This is a genomic window from Clostridium sp. (assembly GCF_030532265.1).
Taxonomy (GTDB): Bacteria; Bacillota; Clostridia; order Clostridiales; family Clostridiaceae; genus Clostridium.
This window is the reverse complement of record NZ_JAUNLM010000042.1, coordinates 1-18,633: the sequence shown is the minus strand read 5'-3', so window position 1 is coordinate 18,633 and position 18,633 is coordinate 1. Positions and strand designations below refer to the sequence as shown.

Here is an 18,633-nt window from a genome sequence, read left to right as displayed (position 1 = left end):
AATATCAATTTAAATTTATATATGTAATATTAAGTTTAATATTATTTTTATTAAACTTATTTGAATTAATAAAAGTTATAAAGAATAAGAGAAGTAGTAAAAATACTATAAATTATATAAATATAAATATAGTTTTAGTATTTTTTATTAATTTATTTATGTTAATGAGTTATTTTGTTGCAACTAATTTTTTATTAGAATTAATTAGATTAGTATTTTTCTTAAATTTTTCATTAAGTGTTTTTTTTATTTTAGAAAATATACTTGATACACCGTATAAAATTATGTTTGGTAAATTATATAAGAGCAATGAAGATTTAAATTATATGAATAAGGAATTATTTCTTCAAAATACGGAATTAGAATTTTCACAAAGCTTAATAAGAAAAAAAGAAATGATGTTTAAAGACTTTTTTAAAAATATACCAGTTCCAGTTGTTATATTAAGTGACGTTACTTTTAGAATAATATATTGTAATAAGTCTTTTTTAAGATTTATTGATGAAGATAGTATAAAAATGATAGTTAACAAAAAATTAGAAAATTTAATAAAGATACAAGGATTAGAAAAAGATATAGAAAATATTTTTTCTAGAAATATTTATAGAGGATTAATTGAAAAAAATGATGTTAAAAAATATATAAATATAGAAGTTATAGATAAGAATGTGGATAATGGTGAAATAATACTAACATTTTCAGATATAACATCAAATATAAGAATGAATCTTATAAAATGTGAAATAAAAAATAAAGTTTTACAAGAAAATTTGAAAAAAGATTTTCTTTCAAATATTAGTCATGATTTAAAAACACCTATAAATGTAATATATTCTGCACTTCAGTTAGAAGATATTTTTATAAAAGAAAAAGATGAAGAATCGTTAAAAAAATATAATAGAATATCTAAAAGTAATTGTTTTACCTTAATGAAGATAACAAATAATTTAATTGATAATTGTAAAATACAAAGTGATAATTTAAGAGCAAATAAAAAAAGAATAAATGTAGTTGAATTTACTGAAGATACTGTATCAAGCTTAGTATGTTATGCTAAAGAAAAAAATATAAAAATAATATTTGATACTAATAAAGAAGAGGTTTATCTAAATTTAGATGAAAGCTTAATGCAAAGAGTTTTACTTAATTTAATGTCTAATTCAATTAAATTTACAAAAAGTGAAGGTAGAATAGATGTAATGGTTTTAGATAGCAACAAAAATATAAAAATAATTGTTAAAGACAATGGTGTGGGAATGGATAATAATTTTTTAAATAAAGTTTTTAAGAAATATTCAATGGGTGAAAATAATAAAGAGGCAGAAGAAAAAGGTAGTGGAATAGGATTATTTGTAGTAAAAAATCTTATAGAATTACAAGGTGGAACTATTATGATAAAAAGTAAAATAGGCAAAGGAACAGAAGTTATAATAACTTTTGGAAAGGAAGAGTTAGGTGAATAGTAATATAACTTTAAAATTAGAAGCTTATACAAAAAAATATTTCAATATAATAATAGGAATAATTATTTTTAGTGTTTTATTTATTATTTTTAATAATGAAATTATTAAGCTTCATTATTCTATAAATATTTTTTGTTCTACATTTGGTATTTCATTAGGTTTAATAAGTTTAGTTAGAAAATCTAATTCTTATTATAAGTTTTTAGGTATTGGATTTTTGTTTATAGGTTTTTTGGAATATTTCTCTATATTAATAAGAATTTGTGATATATCAAATAGTTTATTATTTCTAATTATATGGGTAAATAAAATATTAGAAGTTATAGTTATTTTTATTGCTATAATTATGTATTTAAAACAAATTTCAAATGTACAAGCTATCTGTGGATATACTGCTTTAATAGCTCTATTAATGTGTGGAACTAAATACTTTTTATATCATATAAAAAATGGTATTGTCTGTAATAATTATTATATATTTTGTTTTATAATAACTATAATTACTATAATTTTTTTAGGAAAAATAAAAAAAAATACACAAGTAAAAAACATGTATATTTATATGATTTTTATTTTAATATATCAAATTTTAAGCGTTAAAATATATATTGATGAAAAATATATATCTTTGATAGGAGATATATTAAGATGTTTAGCTTATTTTGAAGTTTATAATGGAATAAAAAAATATATATTAAAATTTCAATATGATAATATGAAAGAAAAATTATTAACAATACAAAATAAGCAAAGAGAACTTAATACAAAGTTGCGTGAGAAAAGTATAATTCTTCAAGAATTAAATGCAATAAATAAAAATAGTGAAGAAAGGTATTGTAATCTTATAGAATCATTTAAAGATGGTTTAGCTATATTTAATAGAGGAAGATTAATATATGCTAATGATGATTTATTAAGTAAGATTAATATTTCAGATAAAGAATTATTAATTGGAATGAAAATAGAAACTTTAATAGAATCAATAGAATCACAAGATTATATTAAAAATAGAGTATTATCTTCAGATTATGTAAATCCAAATAAAAATATAAAAGTTGTATATAGATTTAATAAGTTTTCAGATAAATTAAAGGAATTAGAGTTTTATTTAGTGGATTATGGTATAAATAATCAAATAGTATATATAAGAGAAATAACAGAAATAAATAAATACAATAAAGTTGCAAAAATATATGATTCATATTTAAAGGAAGATGAAATTAAAAGTGAATTTTATTCTAATATATCTCATGAACTTAGAACACCTATAAATATAATTCATTCTGCATTAACAGTAAATGAAATGTATTTAAATGAAAATAATTTAGAGAGTTTAAAAAAGAATAATAATGTTATTAAACAAAATTGTTTAAGGCTTATTAGAACTATAAATAATTTTATTGATGCAAATAAGGCATCTGAAGGATATTTAAAAGCAAATAAAAAGATATATAATCTAGTAGAAATAGTTGAAAATATTACATCAGCAACAAAAAGGTATGTTGAGAAAATAAACAATTCTTTAGTCTTTGATTCAGTTTGTGAGGAAATATATATACCTATTGATGTAGATATGTTGGAAAGAATTATTTTAAATATAATTTCTAATAGTGTTAAGTATGGTAAGAAAAACAAAGAATTAAAGGTTAATATATATACTAATAAAAAATGTGTATATATAATTATAAAAAATTATACTACGGCTATTGATAAAGAGAATGAAAAATATATATTTGATAAATTTACATCTGTAAATAAGTCTTTAAATAGAAAAAAAGAGGGTAGTGGGTTAGGTTTATTTTTAAGTAAAGAAATGGTTGAATTACATGGTGGTAAAATAAGTTTTAAATCCAACAAAAAAAATGGAAATAGATTTATAATAGAATTACCTATAGAAAGTAACTTGAAAAAATACCCTATAGGGGATGACTTTGAAATTGTTACTTTAGAAAAAAAGGTAGATATAGAATTTGCAGATATATATATATAAGAATAAAAATCTCAAAAAAAGTATATTTATATAATAAATAAAATTTTTGAGGTGATTTATGAAGAATATATTTAAGGTAAATGGTAAAGTTAATATAATTTCATTAATAATAAGTTTTTTAATTACTTTAGGTGGAGGAATTATAATTGGCATTTTAACTAAAAATTCTAGTATTATATATGAGCAAATAACAAAACCAAAATTTTCACCACCTGGATATGTATTTGGAATTGTCTGGCCTATATTATATATATTAATGTCAATTTCTTTATATAGAGTTTATATGAAACTTAAAACAGAAAATAAAAGTTCTTCAGCAATTTTATTATATATAATACAATTGGGAATTAATTTTTTATGGCCTATAATCTTTTTTATGTTTAAGTTATATGGTGTATCTTGGATAATACTTTTAATGCTAATAATAATTTTAAGTATTGTTATTCTAAAGTTTTTTAAGATAGATAAACTAGCTGGAATTTTATTAGTTCCATATTTAATATGGTGTATCTATGCATTGTATTTAAATATATCAATTTGGATACTTAATGAAATGTAAAACAATTCATTTGGAAAAATCATAAATTCATAGTATAATTTTAATAAGCCCTCTTTTGAGGGTTTATTTTCTTTAGAAAGGAAATAATTATGGGAAAATCTTTATTTGTAGCAGAAAAGCCATCAGTGGCTATGGATTTTGTAAATTTATTAAAAGTTAATGGTAAACGAAAAAATGGATATATAGAAAGTGACAATGCAGTTTTTACTTGGTGTGTAGGACATATGGTAACAATGTGTTATCCTGAAGCTTATAATGAAAAACTTAAGTATTGGAATCTTAGGGATTTACCTTTTTTACCAGATAAGTATAAATATGAGGTGATAAACTCAGCTAAAGGTCAATTTAATGTTGTAAGTACATTACTTAATAGAAATGATATTGATAAAATATATGTTTGTACTGACTCTGGAAGAGAAGGAGAGTATATATATAGATTAGTAGATGATTTATCTGGAAATCCTAAAAAAGAAAAGCTTCGTGTATGGATTGATTCACAGACAGAAGAAGAAATAAAAAGAGGAATAAAAGAAGCAAAACCTTTATCAGAATATAATTCTTTAGCTCATTCAGCATATCTAAGAGCTAAAGAAGATTATATAATAGGAATTAATTTTTCAAGACTTCTAACATTAATATATGGAAAGCAGCTGTCTAATATGTTAAAGAAGGATAAATCTTCAGTAGTAGCAGTTGGAAGAGTAATGAGTTGTGTACTTGGAATGGTAGTTGATAGAGAAAGAGAAATTAGAGATTTTAAGAAAACATCATTCTATAAAATATTAGGTAGCTTTAATAGAGAAGAAAAAGAAGAAGAAATTCAGGCTGAGTGGAAGGCGTTAGATAATTCAAGGTTTAAGGATTCACCAAAGCTATACAATGAAGGTGGATTTAAAAAAAAGGAAGATTGTATAAGTTTAACAAAAGATCTTGAAGAGATAGAAGAAGGAATAATTTCTAATATAAAAAGAACAAAAGAAAATAAAAATGCGCCTCTTTTATTTAACTTAGCTGAATTACAAAACGAATGTTCAAGGAAATTTAAAATAAGCCCAGATGAAACTTTAAATTATCTTCAAACTCTTTATGAAAAGAAGATGGTAACATATCCAAGAACTGATGCAAGAGTGTTATCAACTGCAGTAGCAAAAGGAATTAAAAAAACTATATTTAAAATTAGTAAAATGAATATAGGTGAAGAACTAACTTTAGCTACAAAAAATATACTTGATAAAAGTTGGGAGAAAACTATATTAAAAAGCAAGTATGTTGATGATAAAAAAATTACAGATCACTATGCTATAATACCAACTGGGGAAGGTAATAATGTAATAAATTCTTTAAAAGAAATAGAGAAAAAGATGTATTTTTTAATTCTTAGAAGATTTATCGCAATATTTTATCCAAAAGCTCAATATAGCAAGCAAGCAATTACCATAACACTTGGAAGTGAATCTTTTTATACAACTAAAAAGGTTTGTGTAGAAAGAGGTTATTTAGATATTTTAGAACCTAATAAGGAAAGCAATATGGATGAATTTCCAAAAGATTTAAAAAAGGGTCAAAAAGTTTTAGTAGATTCTTTAGAAATTAAAGAAGGGGAAACTAGTCCGCCAAAAAGATTTACAACAGGTTCTATAATAATTGCAATGGAGAATGCAGGTAAGCTTATAGAAGATGAAGAGTTAAGAGAACATATAAAAGGTGCAGGAATAGGAACATCAGCTACTAGAGCTGAAATTCTTAAAAAACTAATAAATATAGAATACATAAAATCAAACAATAAGACACAAACTCTTACACCAACAGAGTTTGGAGAAATGATATATGAAGTAATAAATATATCAATACCTTCTCTATTAAATCCAAAGCTTACTGCATCTTGGGAAAAAGGATTGAAGTTAGTTTACGAAAAGAGTATAGAACCAGAAGAATTTATGATTAAATTAGAAGATTATACTAAGCGTTCAGTTTATACTGTTTTTAAAGATAATAAAATAGGAAATTTAAATAGAAAATTACTGAAAGTTAAAAATATATATACTGAAAATAAAAAATAAAAGAAACTTACCATAGTTTGGTAAGTTTCTTTTATTTAATGAATAATTAAATTATATACAAACATTGCAATGTTAAGAGCAAGTGGAGCAACAAAAACTGTCATCATTCCAGCTATACCAATTGAAAGTGAACTCATGGCACCTTCAGTTTCTCCAAGTTCTAATGCTTTAGTAGTCCCAACTGCATGAGATGCAGTTCCAAGTGAGATTCCTATTGCTATTTTGTTTGTAATTCTACATATTCTACATATTGTAGGTCCTATAATAGCACCAATTATTCCAGATAATATAATTGCAAGTACAGTAACAGGAACTAAACCGTTAAATTCTTTACTTATGGCAATACCTATTGGTGTTGTTACAGACTTAGGCATTAATGATACTATCATAGATATGTTAAGTCCTAAAGAATGAGATAATAGTATTATTGAAAATATCCCAATTAAAGTTCCTAAAAATATTCCTATAAAAATAGCTATTGCATTTTGCTTAAGAAGTTCAATTTGTTTATAAAGTGGAACTGCAAGTACTACAGTTGCAGGTCCTAAAAACATATTAATAAATTGAGCCCCTGAATTATAGGTATCAAAGTTTACATGAAATACAGTTAAAACTGCAATTACAATTACTATTGCTATAAGTAAAGGATTAAATAATGGTATGTTTGTTTTTTTATAAATCGCTAGCCCAATCTCAAAAGCTATAAGAGATAAAACTATACTAAAAAATACGTTGCTAGTTATCAAACTCATCTTCCTTAGATCCTTTCTTTGTTTTATTTAATAGGTTTACTATAAATTGTACTATAAGTCCAGTTGAAGCGATTATTACTGCTGTTGTAATAACACAAACAACTAATATTTGAACAAGATTAGCTTTAATAATTCCAAGAGAATTCATTAAGCTAACCCCAGCTGGTAAGAAAAAGAAAGCTAAGTGATCTAAAAAGAAATTTGTTAAAGTTTCAACTTGGCTAACTTTTATTATTTTAGTACAAAGGCATATTAATAGTAATAAAAGACCTATTATATTTCCAGGTATAGGAATATGAGTAAGTGCAACTATTACTTCACCAATTAAATAAATTCCGAAAATAATAAGTGCTTCTCTAAATAATTTCAAGTTAATCTCTCCTTGTATTTTTTGTACCTTATTAATGTATCACTTTCATTCAATTAAGTAAACCTTAATACAATATAAATAAATATAGAGAATTTATAATTTGTAAACACTGTAAATCCTCTATATTTCAGTATGAAATGGTTATCTATTGTAAATAAAGTATAAGAAAAAATAAAAGTGAATATATTGTTAATAATTTTTATGAGTGTTTAATATACTTATTTTCTAGCAAAGCTACCAATTTATACATTATAAAAGCAATTAAAGATAAAATTACTATACTCATCATAACCATATCAAGTTGAGATATTTGTCCACCAAATATAATTAAGAACCCAAGACCTTCTCTTGCAACTAAAAATTCTCCCATTATAACACCAACCCATGAAAGACCAACATTTATTTTAAGAGAAGATATTAATACTGGAATATTATATGGGAAAATTAAATATTTAAGTTTTTGAATTTTTGAAGCTTGGAAGGTATCCATAAGAAGTAATTTTTCTTTATCTATTTCATTAAAGCCTGTTAATACACTTATTATAGTTGTAACTAAGGATATTAATAGAGTAATAACAATTATAGCACTTGGTCCATTTCCAACCCAGAATATAATTATTGGAGCTAATGCAACTTTAGGTAATGCATTTAATACAACTAAATAAGGGTCTAAAACTTTAGAGGTTAAAGGACACCACCATAATATTATTGCAATAAAGGTTCCAAGTAGTGTACCAAGTAAGAAACCAACAATAGTTTCAGCACAAGTAACATATATATGTCTCCATAAAGTTCCATTTGATATAAAACCTATAAGAGAGCTAATCATTCTACTAGGAGATGATGTTAAAAATGGATCTATCCATTTAAAATCAGCAGCAATTTCCCATAGTATAATGAAAAATAATAAAATACCAATTCTTAAAAGAGTAACTTTTAATTTTTCTCTTTTTAAACTTTTTATATAATTTTCATGTTCATTACTAATCATTATAATCATCAAGCTCCTTCCATAATAAATCAAAGTATTCTTTAAATTCATTTTCTTTTCTTCTATTAAAAGGAGTTAAATTATTATTTTTAAAAGATATATTAATTTCTTTTTTTACTAAAGCTGGTCTTTTAGTTAATACAATTATTCTATTTGATATAGATACTGCTTCAGCTATATCATGAGTTACCATTATTGCTGTTTTTCCTTCTTGCTTTATTATACTAAACATTTCATCACATATATTAAGACGTGTTTGATAATCTAAAGCAGAAAATGGCTCATCAAGAAATAAAACTTTAGGATTCAATGCAAGAGTCCTAATAAGAGCAACTCTTTGTCTCATACCACCTGATAATTCGGTTGGTTTATGATCTTTAAATTTAGTTAATTCATAATTTGATAGTAAGGTTTCAACTCTAGCTATTGTTTCATCATTAAGAAGACCTTTTATTTTTAATCCTAAGGTTACATTATTCCAGACTGATGTCCAATCAAACAAATGATCTTTTTGAAACATATATCCAATTTTATCTAAATTATTTTTTATATTATCTCCATCGAAAGTTACAGTTCCACTAGATTGATTAAGTAATCCACTCATTATATTTAAAAGAGTAGATTTACCACATCCAGAAGGACCTAATATACTTAGAAAATCTTTATCATTTACATCAAAGCTAACATCTTTTATTGCTTCTGTTTCTGTCTTTAAAGAATGATAGCACATTCTTATATTTTTAACTTCTAATAATGCCATAAATTTCACCACCTTATTAAATATATGTATTAAGAGGATAGCTAAAATTAAATTAATAATCTATCCTCTTTATAAATTTTATTTATTTACAACTTTTTCTGCGAAAGAGTTATTTACTATATCAGTAAATGGTGGACGAGTTTCTATTAAAGATTTATCATAATCACTAATAACATCCATAAGATGATTTAAACCTTCTTCACTTATGATAGGATTATCATATAAAGCATCAATTTCTTTATAGTTATTTATAACAGAAATAATTATATCTTTGTCAGTTCCAGGGAAGAAGGAAATTATAGAATCAGATATTTCTTCTGAAGAATGTTCTTTAAACCAAGTTTGACCTTTATATATAGCTCTAGTAAATTTTTCTATAACATCTGGATTATTTTCTATATATGATTTAGTTGCAAAGAAAGAAGTATAAGGCATTTCACCAGAGGATTGTCCAATAGATGCAACTATTTTTCCGCTACCTTCTTTTTCAAGCATTGATGCTGTAGGTTCGAATAATGCAACATAATCTGCAGCTCCAGATTTAAATGCTCCAGATGTTGCAGTAAAATCTATATTAGTTACCATAGTGACATCTTTATTAGGTACGATATTATTTTTATTTAAAACATACTCTAAAGCCATTTCAGGAACACCACCAGGTCTTCCACCTATTATTTTTTTACCTTTTAATGATTTCCAATCAAAATCTTTTTCATCTGACTTGGACACTAAAAAAGAGCCATCACGTTTAGTAAGTCCTGCAAAAACAACAGGAAAATCTTCGCGACCTTGATTATAGATATATACAACTTGCTCAGGACCACAGAATCCTATGTCTGCATTTTTAGATAAAACATTTTGCATTACTTTATCAGCACCTTGACCAGTAGATAAATCTATATTTAATCCTTCTTCTTCAAAGAAACCTTCATTTATTGCAACGTACATAGGAGCATAAAAAACAGAACGTACAACTTCATTAAGTTTAATAGTTTTTAAATTAGATTGATTATCTTCTTTTTTACAGCCAATTAATGAAATGCATAAAGATAATATTAAAGTACATAAAAGTATTAGTTTAGATTTAAATTTCATAAAGCATCCCTTCTAAAATATTTGTGTATGATTTATAGTATGACAAATTGTGATATAATGTTAAATTAAAAAAAGACCAAATTAAAGAATTTTGGTCTTTCTTGTATTAATAAAAGTTTTAAGATTAATATAAAGGGCTGACAGTGCAATAGTAAATAAAATTATTATTAGCTCAGATATAACAAGAGTTATTATATTATCATATTTTGTAAATCCATATCCAATTAAAATATAACTAATGGCACCGTGGAGAAGATATAATATTAATGAATTTCTTCCAATTAAAGATATAATAGTTTTTCTTTCAGGAATTAAACATAAAATGAATGATCCAATTATTAATGAGCCTAAATAATGAAAGAATCTAATAAATAATGGGAAAAATAGATTACCTGAAAAGTTACTATAAGGCTCAAATTCAAATAAAAGTTCTATTTCTATTTTATTTGATAAAATATATAACACAAATAAAACGATACAAGATCCGATTAAAAGTTTAAACTTATGTTTTTTAAGAATAGCTATATAATTTTTATTAAAAGACATTCCTAAAATGAAAAATGGAAAGAAAAATAATGTTCTAGAAATACTTCCTGCACTATTTATGCTATTATCAAACCCAATAATCAATGAAACTAAAATAGAACATATAATCCACTTTTTTTTATTTGTTACATAATCGGATAAAATGTACCAACATGTTAAAGATAATAAATACCAAAGAGTCCATTGAGAGTACATAAATTCAAATTTATAACCTTCATTGCCTAAAATATATTTATAAAAAATTATATAGGAAAGTTGTGCTATAATATATAATTTAAATGTATATTTAACTTTTTCAACTGTTGTTCGACTACTAAGCTTAGAGAAGTAGCCAGATACAAAAGTGAATAGAGGCATATGAAACATATAAAGAAAAAGTATAAAATAATGAGTATTTATGTTTTTAGGGTTAGCAAGCTCTAATGAATTTCCTATTATTACAAATAATATAAGAAAACCTTTTAATGTATCAAAATAAAAATCTCTAGATTTAACTGATGTATTCATAAAATCCCTCCCGAAATCTCTTAGGAAATAATAGCATAATTACATATAAAATACAATGAAGCTAATGTGAATTTTATATAGTGTTAGTAATAATATATAATCTTTGATATAATAGCTTTGAATTAAATAGAGAGGATGAAAAAGATGATAAAAGCAGTATTATTTGATTTAGATGGAACTTTACTTGATACTAATGAATTGATATATAAATCTTTTGTTTATACATTTAAAGAAGGATTAAATAGAAATCTTTCTAAAGGTGAAATAACTTCATTTTACGGACAACCTTTAGAAGATACTTTTAAAAATTATATAAATGATAACAACGAAATAGATAGATTAATAAAGATGTATAGAGAATATAATGAAAAAATTCATGATAATATGTGTTATGCATTTGATGAAGTAGAAGAAATGCTACTACAACTTAAAAATAAAGGAATTAAAATAGGTATAGTAACTTCAAAAAGAGAATCTTTGGCAAAAAGGGGTATGGAGATAGCAGGAATATTAAAATATATGGATGTAATAGTTACTCCTGAATGTACTAAAAACCATAAACCACATAGTGAACCAGCGTTATATGCTATAAAAAATTTAAATATAGATCCAAGAGAGGCAATTATGGTAGGAGATAGCAATTTTGATTTAATTTGCGGAAGAGATGCTGGATGTAAAACTTGTGGAGTAAGATATACAGAAATGGATATAAAAAGATTAGAAGATACAAATCCAGATTATTTTATAAATTCACCTAAAGAAATTTTAGATTTAGTTTAAAAGGAGAAAAAAATGAATATTCAAATATTCGGAAAGAAAAAATGTTTTGATACTAAAAAGGCAGAGAGATATTTTAAAGAAAGAAAAATAAAATATGCATTTATTGATATGAATGAAAAAGGAATTAGTAAAGGGGAATTAAATAGTGTAAAAAATTCTATTTCATTAAATGAGTTAATAAATGAAAAAAGTAAAGATTATAAGTCTTCAAACATAGATAAAATAAGAAGTAGTGATATAAAAATAGAAATATTACTTAAAAATCAAAGCTTAATTAAAACACCTATAGTTAGAAATGGAAAAGATGCTACTGTAGGATATAAACCTGAAATATGGAAGGAATGGGAGTAAAAATGAAAAAGAGAGATTTTAAAGGAAGTGTAGTATTAAACCCAGTTCCTGTAGTATTAATTTCTTCAAGAAATAATGAAGGAAAAGATAATGTTTTTACAGTTGGATGGGTTGGAACAGTATGTACTAGGCCACCAATGCTTTCTATATCAATAAGACCAGAAAGGTTATCATATGATTACATAAAAGAAAGTATGGAGTTTGTAGTAAATATACCTCATGCAGGTATGACAAAGGAAGTAGATTTTTGTGGTGTTAGAAGTGGTAAAAAGATTGATAAAATAAAAGAAATGAAATTTACCATGAAAGAATGTAGTAATATAAATGCAGCGTATATTGAAGAATGTCCTATAAATATTGAGTGTAAAGTTAAACAAATAGTATCACTTGGAAGTCATGATATGTTTATATCAGAAGTTTTAAGTTCACATATAAATGAAGAATTGATTGATGAAAAAGGAAAAATTCATTTTGAAAAAGGAGATCTTCTAGCTTACTGTCATGGAGAGTATTATAAATTACCTAGAAAATCGCTAGGTTCTTTTGGATATTCAGTAATGAAAAAGAAGAATAAACAAGATGAAAAATTAATTTTAAATAAAAAAGTAAAAAGAATAAAAATAGTTTAATTAAAAAGAAAAAGTTAAATAAAAAAATAAAAAAGAGAGATTAACTCTCTTTTTTATTATCTTCTAAATCTTTTTTTGTAGCTTTTTCCATAGCTATAACTGCTTCTATAACGTCTTTTATTATAACGTCTTTGGTTAATTAGTCTAATAATAAATATTATTAAAAGAACTATTATAACAATTCCTAAAAGTATTCCTAAATATGCAAATATATTAGCTTTAATTAAAGTAAATGTAGATATTCCAACACTTCCTTTTAATGATTGAGTATATTCTTTAACAGAAAGAGTAAGTGTTAAATTATCATCTGATGCAACAGACCATGCATTGTCATTATTAGAGTTTAATGATATTTCTGCATTTTTTTCATTAAAGCTATTTTTATAAAGCATAGCATTTTCTGATAGAGTTACAGGTGCTTCTATAGTTTTTTCAGGGCCGAAAAATCTAAACATTTTATATTTTAAGTTTACATTCTTTACTTCGCTTCCAGCAGCTTTATATACAGAAGGAGTTGCAGCAAAGCTGTAGTCCATTATTTTATCCATATCAGCATATCTTGTCGAATCATCAGCACTTACTGCTGAATTAAGAACAATACCTATAATATCTCTACCATCTCTATTATAAACAGTAGCTAAGCATTCACCAGCTTGATCAGTTGTTCCTGTTTTACCAGCTATATTTCCGTTTTTACCTAATGTTTTATTTCTGTTTGTTAAGTTTACAGTTTTACCACCTATAGATATAGTAGCGTCTTTGCATCCCATTACTTCTTTAACCCATGGATTTGCAAAGGCTGCTTTAGTAAGTAATGCTAAGTCGTAAGCTGTTGAATAATGATCAACATTATGTAATCCATTTGGTGTTACAAAGTGGCTATTTTTCATTCCGATTTCTTGTGCTTTTTTATTCATAAGTTGAGCGAAATTTTGAGCGTTTCCAGCAACAGAATCAGCTATCATATATGCAGCATCATTACCAGAAAACATTAATAAACCCTTCATGACATCATCTGCAGTCATAGTATCTCCAACTTTCATAGTAACTCCATGCCAATTTGAATGTAGCGAATATGGAGGTTGGGATTTAGCATCTTGAGTAAATTTAATTTTATCATATTTTTGTGCATGATCTGCAAAAACTAATGCAGTTAGCAATTTAGTTATACTTGCAGGATATGCTTTTGCATTTGCGTTTTTTGAGTAAATAACCTCGCCTGTTTTTAAATCCATAGTAATTGCATATTTAGCAGTTATATTAGGATCACTTGGTAATTGAGTATCTGCAAATGATTTTATTAATCCTAAAGGAGATAATAAACACATAGCAAAAACAATTACCATTGTTTTAAGTAAAAATCCTTTCTTCTTTAACATTTTTCCACCTCGTTCTAAAATTTTGTCAAAACAATGGACATACATACAAAAAAGTATAACATTTTATTAAATTAATAACAATAAACAACAGGTTAAAATAGGTATTAAAATTATTACAATAAAATTAAATAAAAAAATATATTATAGGCATAATAAAGTTAAGGGGGTGATAATATGAAAATGTTTAGAAATACAATTTTAAATTTAGTAATTATATTTATTATGATTTTTAACTTTACAAGTATCAGCACTATGGCCTTAAATTCACAAAATAAAACAGTTTATTTAACTTTTGATGATGGACCTTCTAATGGAAATACAAATAAAATATTAGATATTTTAGAAAAAAATAATATAAAAGCAACTTTTTTTGTAGTTGGTAATAGAATTTCTGCAAATAAATCAATTATAAAAAGAGCAAAAAATTTAAATATGGCAATTTACCCACATTGTAATAATCATGATTATGATAAAATATATTTCAGTAAAAATTCATATTTAAAAGATTTGAATTGTTGTAAAAAAAATATGATAAATATTCTTGGTGAAAACTGTAGTGATTTTAGATTTGTAAGATTACCAGGTGGTGCTACAAATACAGTTTGTAAAAAGGAAGTTTTAAACAATATAAAAAATGAAATAAAATCTCAAAATATAATGTATATAGATTGGAATGTAGATTCAGGAGATGCTGTTGCTAGAAATGTATCAAGCAATATAATAAAAAATAATATGAGAAATTATTCAGGTATATATAATGTTGAAGTAGTTTTAATGCATGATAGTGGAGATAAAGAATCAACAGTAGATACTTTGCAAAGTATAATAAATAATTACAAAAATAAAAATTATAAATTTAAAACATTAAATAACATATCAAAAGAAGAGATAAATTATTTAAAAAAGATAAGAGTAATAAATAATTAAAATAAAAAATAACCATATTATATGGTTATTTTTTTTCATTAAATCTTTTAATAATTGTTTCTTTAGCTTTAAGTTCAAGATCATTATTTAATGGTTCTAGATTAACATTACCATATTTATGTGATAATGCAAGTTCTAATAATTTATCTGCAAGTTCAGGATTTTTTGAAAGTAAAGATCCGTGGAAGTAAGTACAGAATGTATTTTTGTATATACAACCTTCATTTCCATCTTCACCATTGTTTCCATAACCTTCAATACATTTTCCAAGTGGTTTAAGTCCATTTGTATAAGTTCTACCAGAATGATTTTCAAATCCAACATAAGTTTGATTAAATTCATCATTTTCTATTATAGTATTTCCTATAAAACGAGTATCTCCACCTTCTGTATATATATCTAAAATACCAAGACCTTCAAGTTTTTCACCATTAGGTGCTCTATAATAATTACCAAGTAATTGATATCCTCCACAAATAGCAAGTAGAACTTTTGAGTCTTCAACATATTTTGTTAAAGCATCTTTCTTATTCTTTTTTAAATCTTCAGAAACTATTGATTGTTCATAGTCTTGGCCACCACCAAAGAAAACTATATCATAATTATCCCCATTAAATTCATCATTTATAGAAACATCAAAAACATTGACTTTTATTCCACGGCTTTCAGCTCTAGCTTTAAGTATTAATATATTACCTACGTCACCATAAACATTTAATAAGTCAGGATAAAGATGACAAATATTTAATTCCATAAATATTACCTTCTTTCTACCAAAGTTTATTTATATAACCTTTTGAATGTAGGAACTTTCTATAGTTGATCATTGCTGTATAAGTCGCAAGAACATAAATAGTATCATCATTACATTCTTTGATTTTATTAGTTAAAGCTTCATAATCAGCTTCTATTATAAATTTATCAGAATTAAGTCCGCAAGTTTTAAGTCTTACAGCCATATCATACATTCTCATTCCTGATATAAATACATTGTTAATTGGAAGTGATGGAAGTCTTTCAAAATCAACATCCCATATCCAAGAAACATCTCTTCCATCTGCGTAGTTATCATTTAACATAAATAAGGCAGAGAACGGTTCTTTATTTAAGCATAATGTATCTATTGCTTGATTATATCCAGCTGGATTTTTTACAAGAATTATTTTAACATTTTTACCTTCTAAGTTTATAACTTCTTGTCTACCAAAGCTTGAATCTTGTTTTCCTAAAGATTTTGAAATTATTTTATCAGAAACACCTAAATCTTTTGTTATTGAATAAGCACAAAGTCCGTTATAAATATTATAAGCACCGGATTGACTTATAGTAATTGGTGTTCCATTTATAATTACTCTTGAAAATTCAGGGGTAACTTCAAGTATTTCATCAACTGCATATTTTAGTTTTGGTCTTTTATATCCACAGCTAGGACAATAAAAATCTCCTAAATGATTATATGTTATAAAATTATATTCATAAGGTGACTTACAGAATTTACAAAACTTTGAATCTGCATTTACATCTAGTTTAGTATCTTTCTGTACTGGAACATTAAATCCATAGAATTCAGTAGGATTTTTAACATCTAGTTTACCAAGTAAAGATTCATCACCATTTAATATAAGTTTAGTTTCAGGAACTTTAACAACACCTTCTAGTATTTTTGTAAGTGTTGTATAAACTTCACCATACCTATCTAGTTGATCTCTAAATAGATTAGTTATAGTTATTATTTCAGGTTTTATGTATTCAGTAATAAATTTAACATTTGCTTCATCTACTTCAATAACTGCATATTTAGATGAATTATCACTAAATTTAAAATTGTCTATAAAACAAGAAACGATTCCAGGAAAAAGATTAGCACCTGTATTATTAGTTATTACTTTAAAGCCATTTTCTTTAAGTATATTAGTAATCATACTAGTGGTTGTTGTTTTACCGTTAGTACCAGTTATTAAGATAACTTTATATCCTTTAGAAACTGTTTTTAAAATATTTCTATCAATTTTTAATGCTATTCTTCCAGGAAAAGTACTTCCTCCTTTTAAAAAGTTTTTTGAAATAAATAGTACTATTTTACTTGAAATAATACTAATAATTGATTTTATATTAATAATAATCACCACCTAGTGTTTAAGTATCTTCTTTATATAAATAATTAATAGTATAACACAAACTATATTATAGCGAAATATTTTAAATATCAATATAATTAATAGAATTATTATTAGATATATAATAAAAATAAAAGAAAATCTAAAATAATTCTTTGAATTTTACAGAAATATATATTTTTTTTCATATGGATTTTTATTTTTTTGTCTGATAGAATAAGAAACAAGAAAGGTTTGACATAAAGATGAGAGGAGATCTTAATATGTACCCAATAAAATTTGAAAATTTATACTATGACAAAATCTGGGGTGGAAGAGATTTTGAAAAATTTAGAACTAACATGCCTGAAGGATTAATAGGTGAAACATGGGATATCGCTTGTCATAGAAATGGAACTGGTATCGTAGAAAATGGTGAATTTAAAGGTATGAAATTTGATGAACTTTTAAATAAGTTAGGCCATAAATTAGTAGGAGATAAAATAGAAGCAGATAAGTTCCCATTATTAATAAAGCTTATTAATGCTAATGATAAATTATCAGTTCAAGTTCATCCAGGGGATGAGTATGCAAGAGAAAAGGATAACGATCTTGGAAAAACTGAAGCTTGGTATGTTGTTGATGCAAAAGAAGGAGCTTCATTAATAGTTGGAACAAAAGATTGTGATAAAAAAATATTTGAAGAAGCAATAAAGAAAGGAGATTTAACTCCTTATTTAAATCAAATTCCAGTTAAAAAAGGTGATATGTTCTACGTAAAAAGTGGATTAGTTCATGCAATTTGTGAAGGGGTAGTAATAGCTGAAATTCAACAAAATAGTGATACTACATATAGAGTTTATGATTATAATAGAGGCAGAGAAATCCATGTAGAAAAAGCTTTAGATGTTATAGATTTTTCATTAAAAGGTGAAAATATAAAAGGTATTACAATTCATGAAGATGGATATGATAAAACTGTACTTTGCATAGGTGAATATTTTGCTATAGAAAAATACGAAGTTAAAGAAAGTGCAAAAGAATCAAGTGATAAAAATAGATTCTATTTATTTACATGTGTAGAAGGCAACGGAGAAATTTTATGGAATGATGGTTCTTTAGAAATTAAGATGGGGGACAGTATACTTATACCAGCTCATCTTGGAGAGTATGAACTTAAAGGAAACTTTACGTTATTAAAGAGTTTTGTTCCGGATGTAGAAGAAGAAAAAGAAAAAATATTAGCTCCAGTTTTAAAATAATATTTCAAAAGTTAATAAATTTAGATTAATAAACAAAGAGAGGCTTTTAATAAGGCCTCTTTTATTTTCTTAAAATTAGATTAATTAAATTGTAATATATAGACAAGTCATTATAA

At 24.8% G+C, this 18,633-nt stretch carries 18 protein-coding genes; 9 read left to right on the top strand and 9 right to left on the bottom strand.

What is annotated here, in order from left to right; translation table 11 throughout:
- The 4 genes from Q4E08_RS09130 to Q4E08_RS09115 all read left to right on the top strand — a co-directional run.
- Positions 1–1,463, top strand: a 1,463-nt coding sequence (locus tag Q4E08_RS09130) for a PAS domain-containing sensor histidine kinase (RefSeq protein WP_303130375.1), incomplete at its 5' end; no start/stop codon positions are given.
- Complete coding sequence (locus Q4E08_RS09125; protein WP_303130373.1) at positions 1,456–3,453, top strand: sensor histidine kinase KdpD; 1,998 nt, start codon at positions 1,456–1,458, stop codon at positions 3,451–3,453. The genes Q4E08_RS09130 and Q4E08_RS09125, both read left to right, overlap by 8 nt.
- Positions 3,454–3,511: 58 nt before the next feature.
- Positions 3,512–4,012 (top strand): TspO/MBR family protein, encoded by a 501-nt coding sequence (locus Q4E08_RS09120; RefSeq protein ID WP_303130371.1) that lies wholly within the window; start codon positions 3,512–3,514, stop codon positions 4,010–4,012.
- An 89-nt stretch (positions 4,013–4,101) separates the two neighbouring features.
- Positions 4,102–6,072, top strand: a complete 1,971-nt coding sequence (locus Q4E08_RS09115; RefSeq protein ID WP_303130369.1) for a DNA topoisomerase — start codon at positions 4,102–4,104, stop codon at positions 6,070–6,072.
- Positions 6,073–6,107: 35 nt separating this feature from the next.
- Here the strand turns inward: Q4E08_RS09115 and Q4E08_RS09110 are convergent, their stop codons facing one another.
- The 6 genes from Q4E08_RS09110 to Q4E08_RS09085 all read right to left on the bottom strand — a co-directional run bounded on the left by Q4E08_RS09110 (position 6,108) and on the right by Q4E08_RS09085 (position 11,093).
- A complete protein-coding gene (locus Q4E08_RS09110) occupies positions 6,108–6,824 on the bottom strand; it encodes an LrgB family protein (protein WP_303130367.1) in 717 nt (238 codons plus the stop codon).
- Positions 6,808–7,194 (bottom strand): CidA/LrgA family protein, encoded by a 387-nt coding sequence (locus Q4E08_RS09105; RefSeq protein WP_303130366.1) that lies wholly within the window; start codon positions 7,192–7,194, stop codon positions 6,808–6,810. The genes Q4E08_RS09110 and Q4E08_RS09105 overlap by 17 nt, the downstream gene beginning before the upstream one ends.
- A 199-nt stretch (positions 7,195–7,393) precedes the next feature.
- A complete protein-coding gene (locus Q4E08_RS09100) occupies positions 7,394–8,182 on the bottom strand; it encodes an ABC transporter permease (RefSeq protein WP_303130377.1) in 789 nt (262 codons plus the stop codon).
- Positions 8,178–8,945 (bottom strand): ABC transporter ATP-binding protein, encoded by a 768-nt coding sequence (locus tag Q4E08_RS09095; protein ID WP_303130364.1) that lies wholly within the window; start codon positions 8,943–8,945, stop codon positions 8,178–8,180. The genes Q4E08_RS09100 and Q4E08_RS09095 overlap by 5 nt, the downstream gene beginning before the upstream one ends.
- 78 nt (positions 8,946–9,023) lie before the next feature.
- On the bottom strand, positions 9,024–10,040 hold the full coding sequence (locus Q4E08_RS09090) for an ABC transporter substrate-binding protein (RefSeq protein WP_303130363.1): 1,017 nt from the start codon (positions 10,038–10,040) through the stop codon (positions 9,024–9,026).
- A gap of 81 nt (positions 10,041–10,121) precedes the next feature.
- Positions 10,122–11,093, bottom strand: coding sequence for an acyltransferase family protein (locus Q4E08_RS09085; protein ID WP_303130361.1), 972 nt, complete (start codon positions 11,091–11,093; stop codon positions 10,122–10,124).
- 144 nt (positions 11,094–11,237) lie between these two features.
- On the opposite strand from Q4E08_RS09085, the gene ppaX reads away from it, so the two are divergent.
- From ppaX to Q4E08_RS09070, 3 genes are read left to right on the top strand one after another with little or no spacing between them, the layout of a single operon-like run.
- A complete protein-coding gene (ppaX, locus tag Q4E08_RS09080; protein WP_303130358.1) occupies positions 11,238–11,873 on the top strand; it encodes a pyrophosphatase PpaX in 636 nt (211 codons plus the stop codon).
- A 12-nt stretch (positions 11,874–11,885) separates the two neighbouring features.
- Entirely contained in the window at positions 11,886–12,224 is a 339-nt protein-coding gene (locus tag Q4E08_RS09075; protein ID WP_303130357.1) for an arsenate reductase family protein, read from the top strand.
- A gap of 2 nt (positions 12,225–12,226) precedes the next feature.
- Positions 12,227–12,853: a flavin reductase family protein gene (locus Q4E08_RS09070; RefSeq protein WP_303130356.1), complete on the top strand. Its 627-nt coding sequence runs from the start codon at positions 12,227–12,229 to the stop codon at positions 12,851–12,853.
- Positions 12,854–12,909: 56 nt separating this feature from the next.
- On the opposite strand, the gene Q4E08_RS09065 is transcribed toward Q4E08_RS09070, so the two are convergent.
- Positions 12,910–14,232: a D-alanyl-D-alanine carboxypeptidase family protein gene (locus tag Q4E08_RS09065; protein ID WP_303130354.1), complete on the bottom strand. Its 1,323-nt coding sequence runs from the start codon at positions 14,230–14,232 to the stop codon at positions 12,910–12,912.
- A 174-nt stretch (positions 14,233–14,406) separates the two neighbouring features.
- Between Q4E08_RS09065 and Q4E08_RS09060 the strand changes: the two genes are divergently transcribed.
- Positions 14,407–15,159, top strand: a complete 753-nt coding sequence (locus Q4E08_RS09060; RefSeq protein ID WP_303130352.1) for a polysaccharide deacetylase family protein — start codon at positions 14,407–14,409, stop codon at positions 15,157–15,159.
- Positions 15,160–15,184: 25 nt separating this feature from the next.
- Here the strand turns inward: Q4E08_RS09060 and Q4E08_RS09055 are convergent, their stop codons facing one another.
- Both Q4E08_RS09055 and Q4E08_RS09050 read right to left on the bottom strand, forming a co-directional pair.
- Positions 15,185–15,913: a type 1 glutamine amidotransferase gene (locus tag Q4E08_RS09055; RefSeq protein WP_303130351.1), complete on the bottom strand. Its 729-nt coding sequence runs from the start codon at positions 15,911–15,913 to the stop codon at positions 15,185–15,187.
- Positions 15,914–15,929: 16 nt separating this feature from the next.
- Positions 15,930–17,285: a Mur ligase family protein gene (locus Q4E08_RS09050; RefSeq protein WP_303130348.1), complete on the bottom strand. Its 1,356-nt coding sequence runs from the start codon at positions 17,283–17,285 to the stop codon at positions 15,930–15,932.
- A gap of 254 nt (positions 17,286–17,539) precedes the next feature.
- Here Q4E08_RS09050 and manA point away from each other — a divergent pair, with 254 nt between their 5' ends.
- The gene (manA, locus tag Q4E08_RS09045; protein WP_303130345.1) at positions 17,540–18,517 is read left to right on the top strand and encodes a mannose-6-phosphate isomerase, class I; all 978 of its coding nucleotides are present in this window, start codon (positions 17,540–17,542) and stop codon (positions 18,515–18,517) included.
- Positions 18,518–18,633 lie beyond the last annotated feature (116 nt).

Coding starts and splice junctions, on each gene's coding strand:
- Q4E08_RS09120 (WP_303130371.1), top strand. CDS start 3,512: ATGAAGAATATATTTAAGGTAAATGGTAAAGTTAATATAATTTCATTA.
- Q4E08_RS09115 (WP_303130369.1), top strand. CDS start 4,102: ATGGGAAAATCTTTATTTGTAGCAGAAAAGCCATCAGTGGCTATGGAT.
- Q4E08_RS09110 (WP_303130367.1), bottom strand. CDS start 6,824: ATGAGTTTGATAACTAGCAACGTATTTTTTAGTATAGTTTTATCTCTT.
- Q4E08_RS09095 (WP_303130364.1), bottom strand. CDS start 8,945: ATGGCATTATTAGAAGTTAAAAATATAAGAATGTGCTATCATTCTTTA.
- Q4E08_RS09090 (WP_303130363.1), bottom strand. CDS start 10,040: ATGAAATTTAAATCTAAACTAATACTTTTATGTACTTTAATATTATCT.
- Q4E08_RS09085 (WP_303130361.1), bottom strand. CDS start 11,093: ATGAATACATCAGTTAAATCTAGAGATTTTTATTTTGATACATTAAAA.
- ppaX (WP_303130358.1), top strand. CDS start 11,238: ATGATAAAAGCAGTATTATTTGATTTAGATGGAACTTTACTTGATACT.
- Q4E08_RS09075 (WP_303130357.1), top strand. CDS start 11,886: ATGAATATTCAAATATTCGGAAAGAAAAAATGTTTTGATACTAAAAAG.
- Q4E08_RS09070 (WP_303130356.1), top strand. CDS start 12,227: ATGAAAAAGAGAGATTTTAAAGGAAGTGTAGTATTAAACCCAGTTCCT.
- Q4E08_RS09065 (WP_303130354.1), bottom strand. CDS start 14,232: ATGTTAAAGAAGAAAGGATTTTTACTTAAAACAATGGTAATTGTTTTT.
- Q4E08_RS09060 (WP_303130352.1), top strand. CDS start 14,407: ATGAAAATGTTTAGAAATACAATTTTAAATTTAGTAATTATATTTATT.
- Q4E08_RS09055 (WP_303130351.1), bottom strand. CDS start 15,913: ATGGAATTAAATATTTGTCATCTTTATCCTGACTTATTAAATGTTTAT.
- manA (WP_303130345.1), top strand. CDS start 17,540: ATGTACCCAATAAAATTTGAAAATTTATACTATGACAAAATCTGGGGT.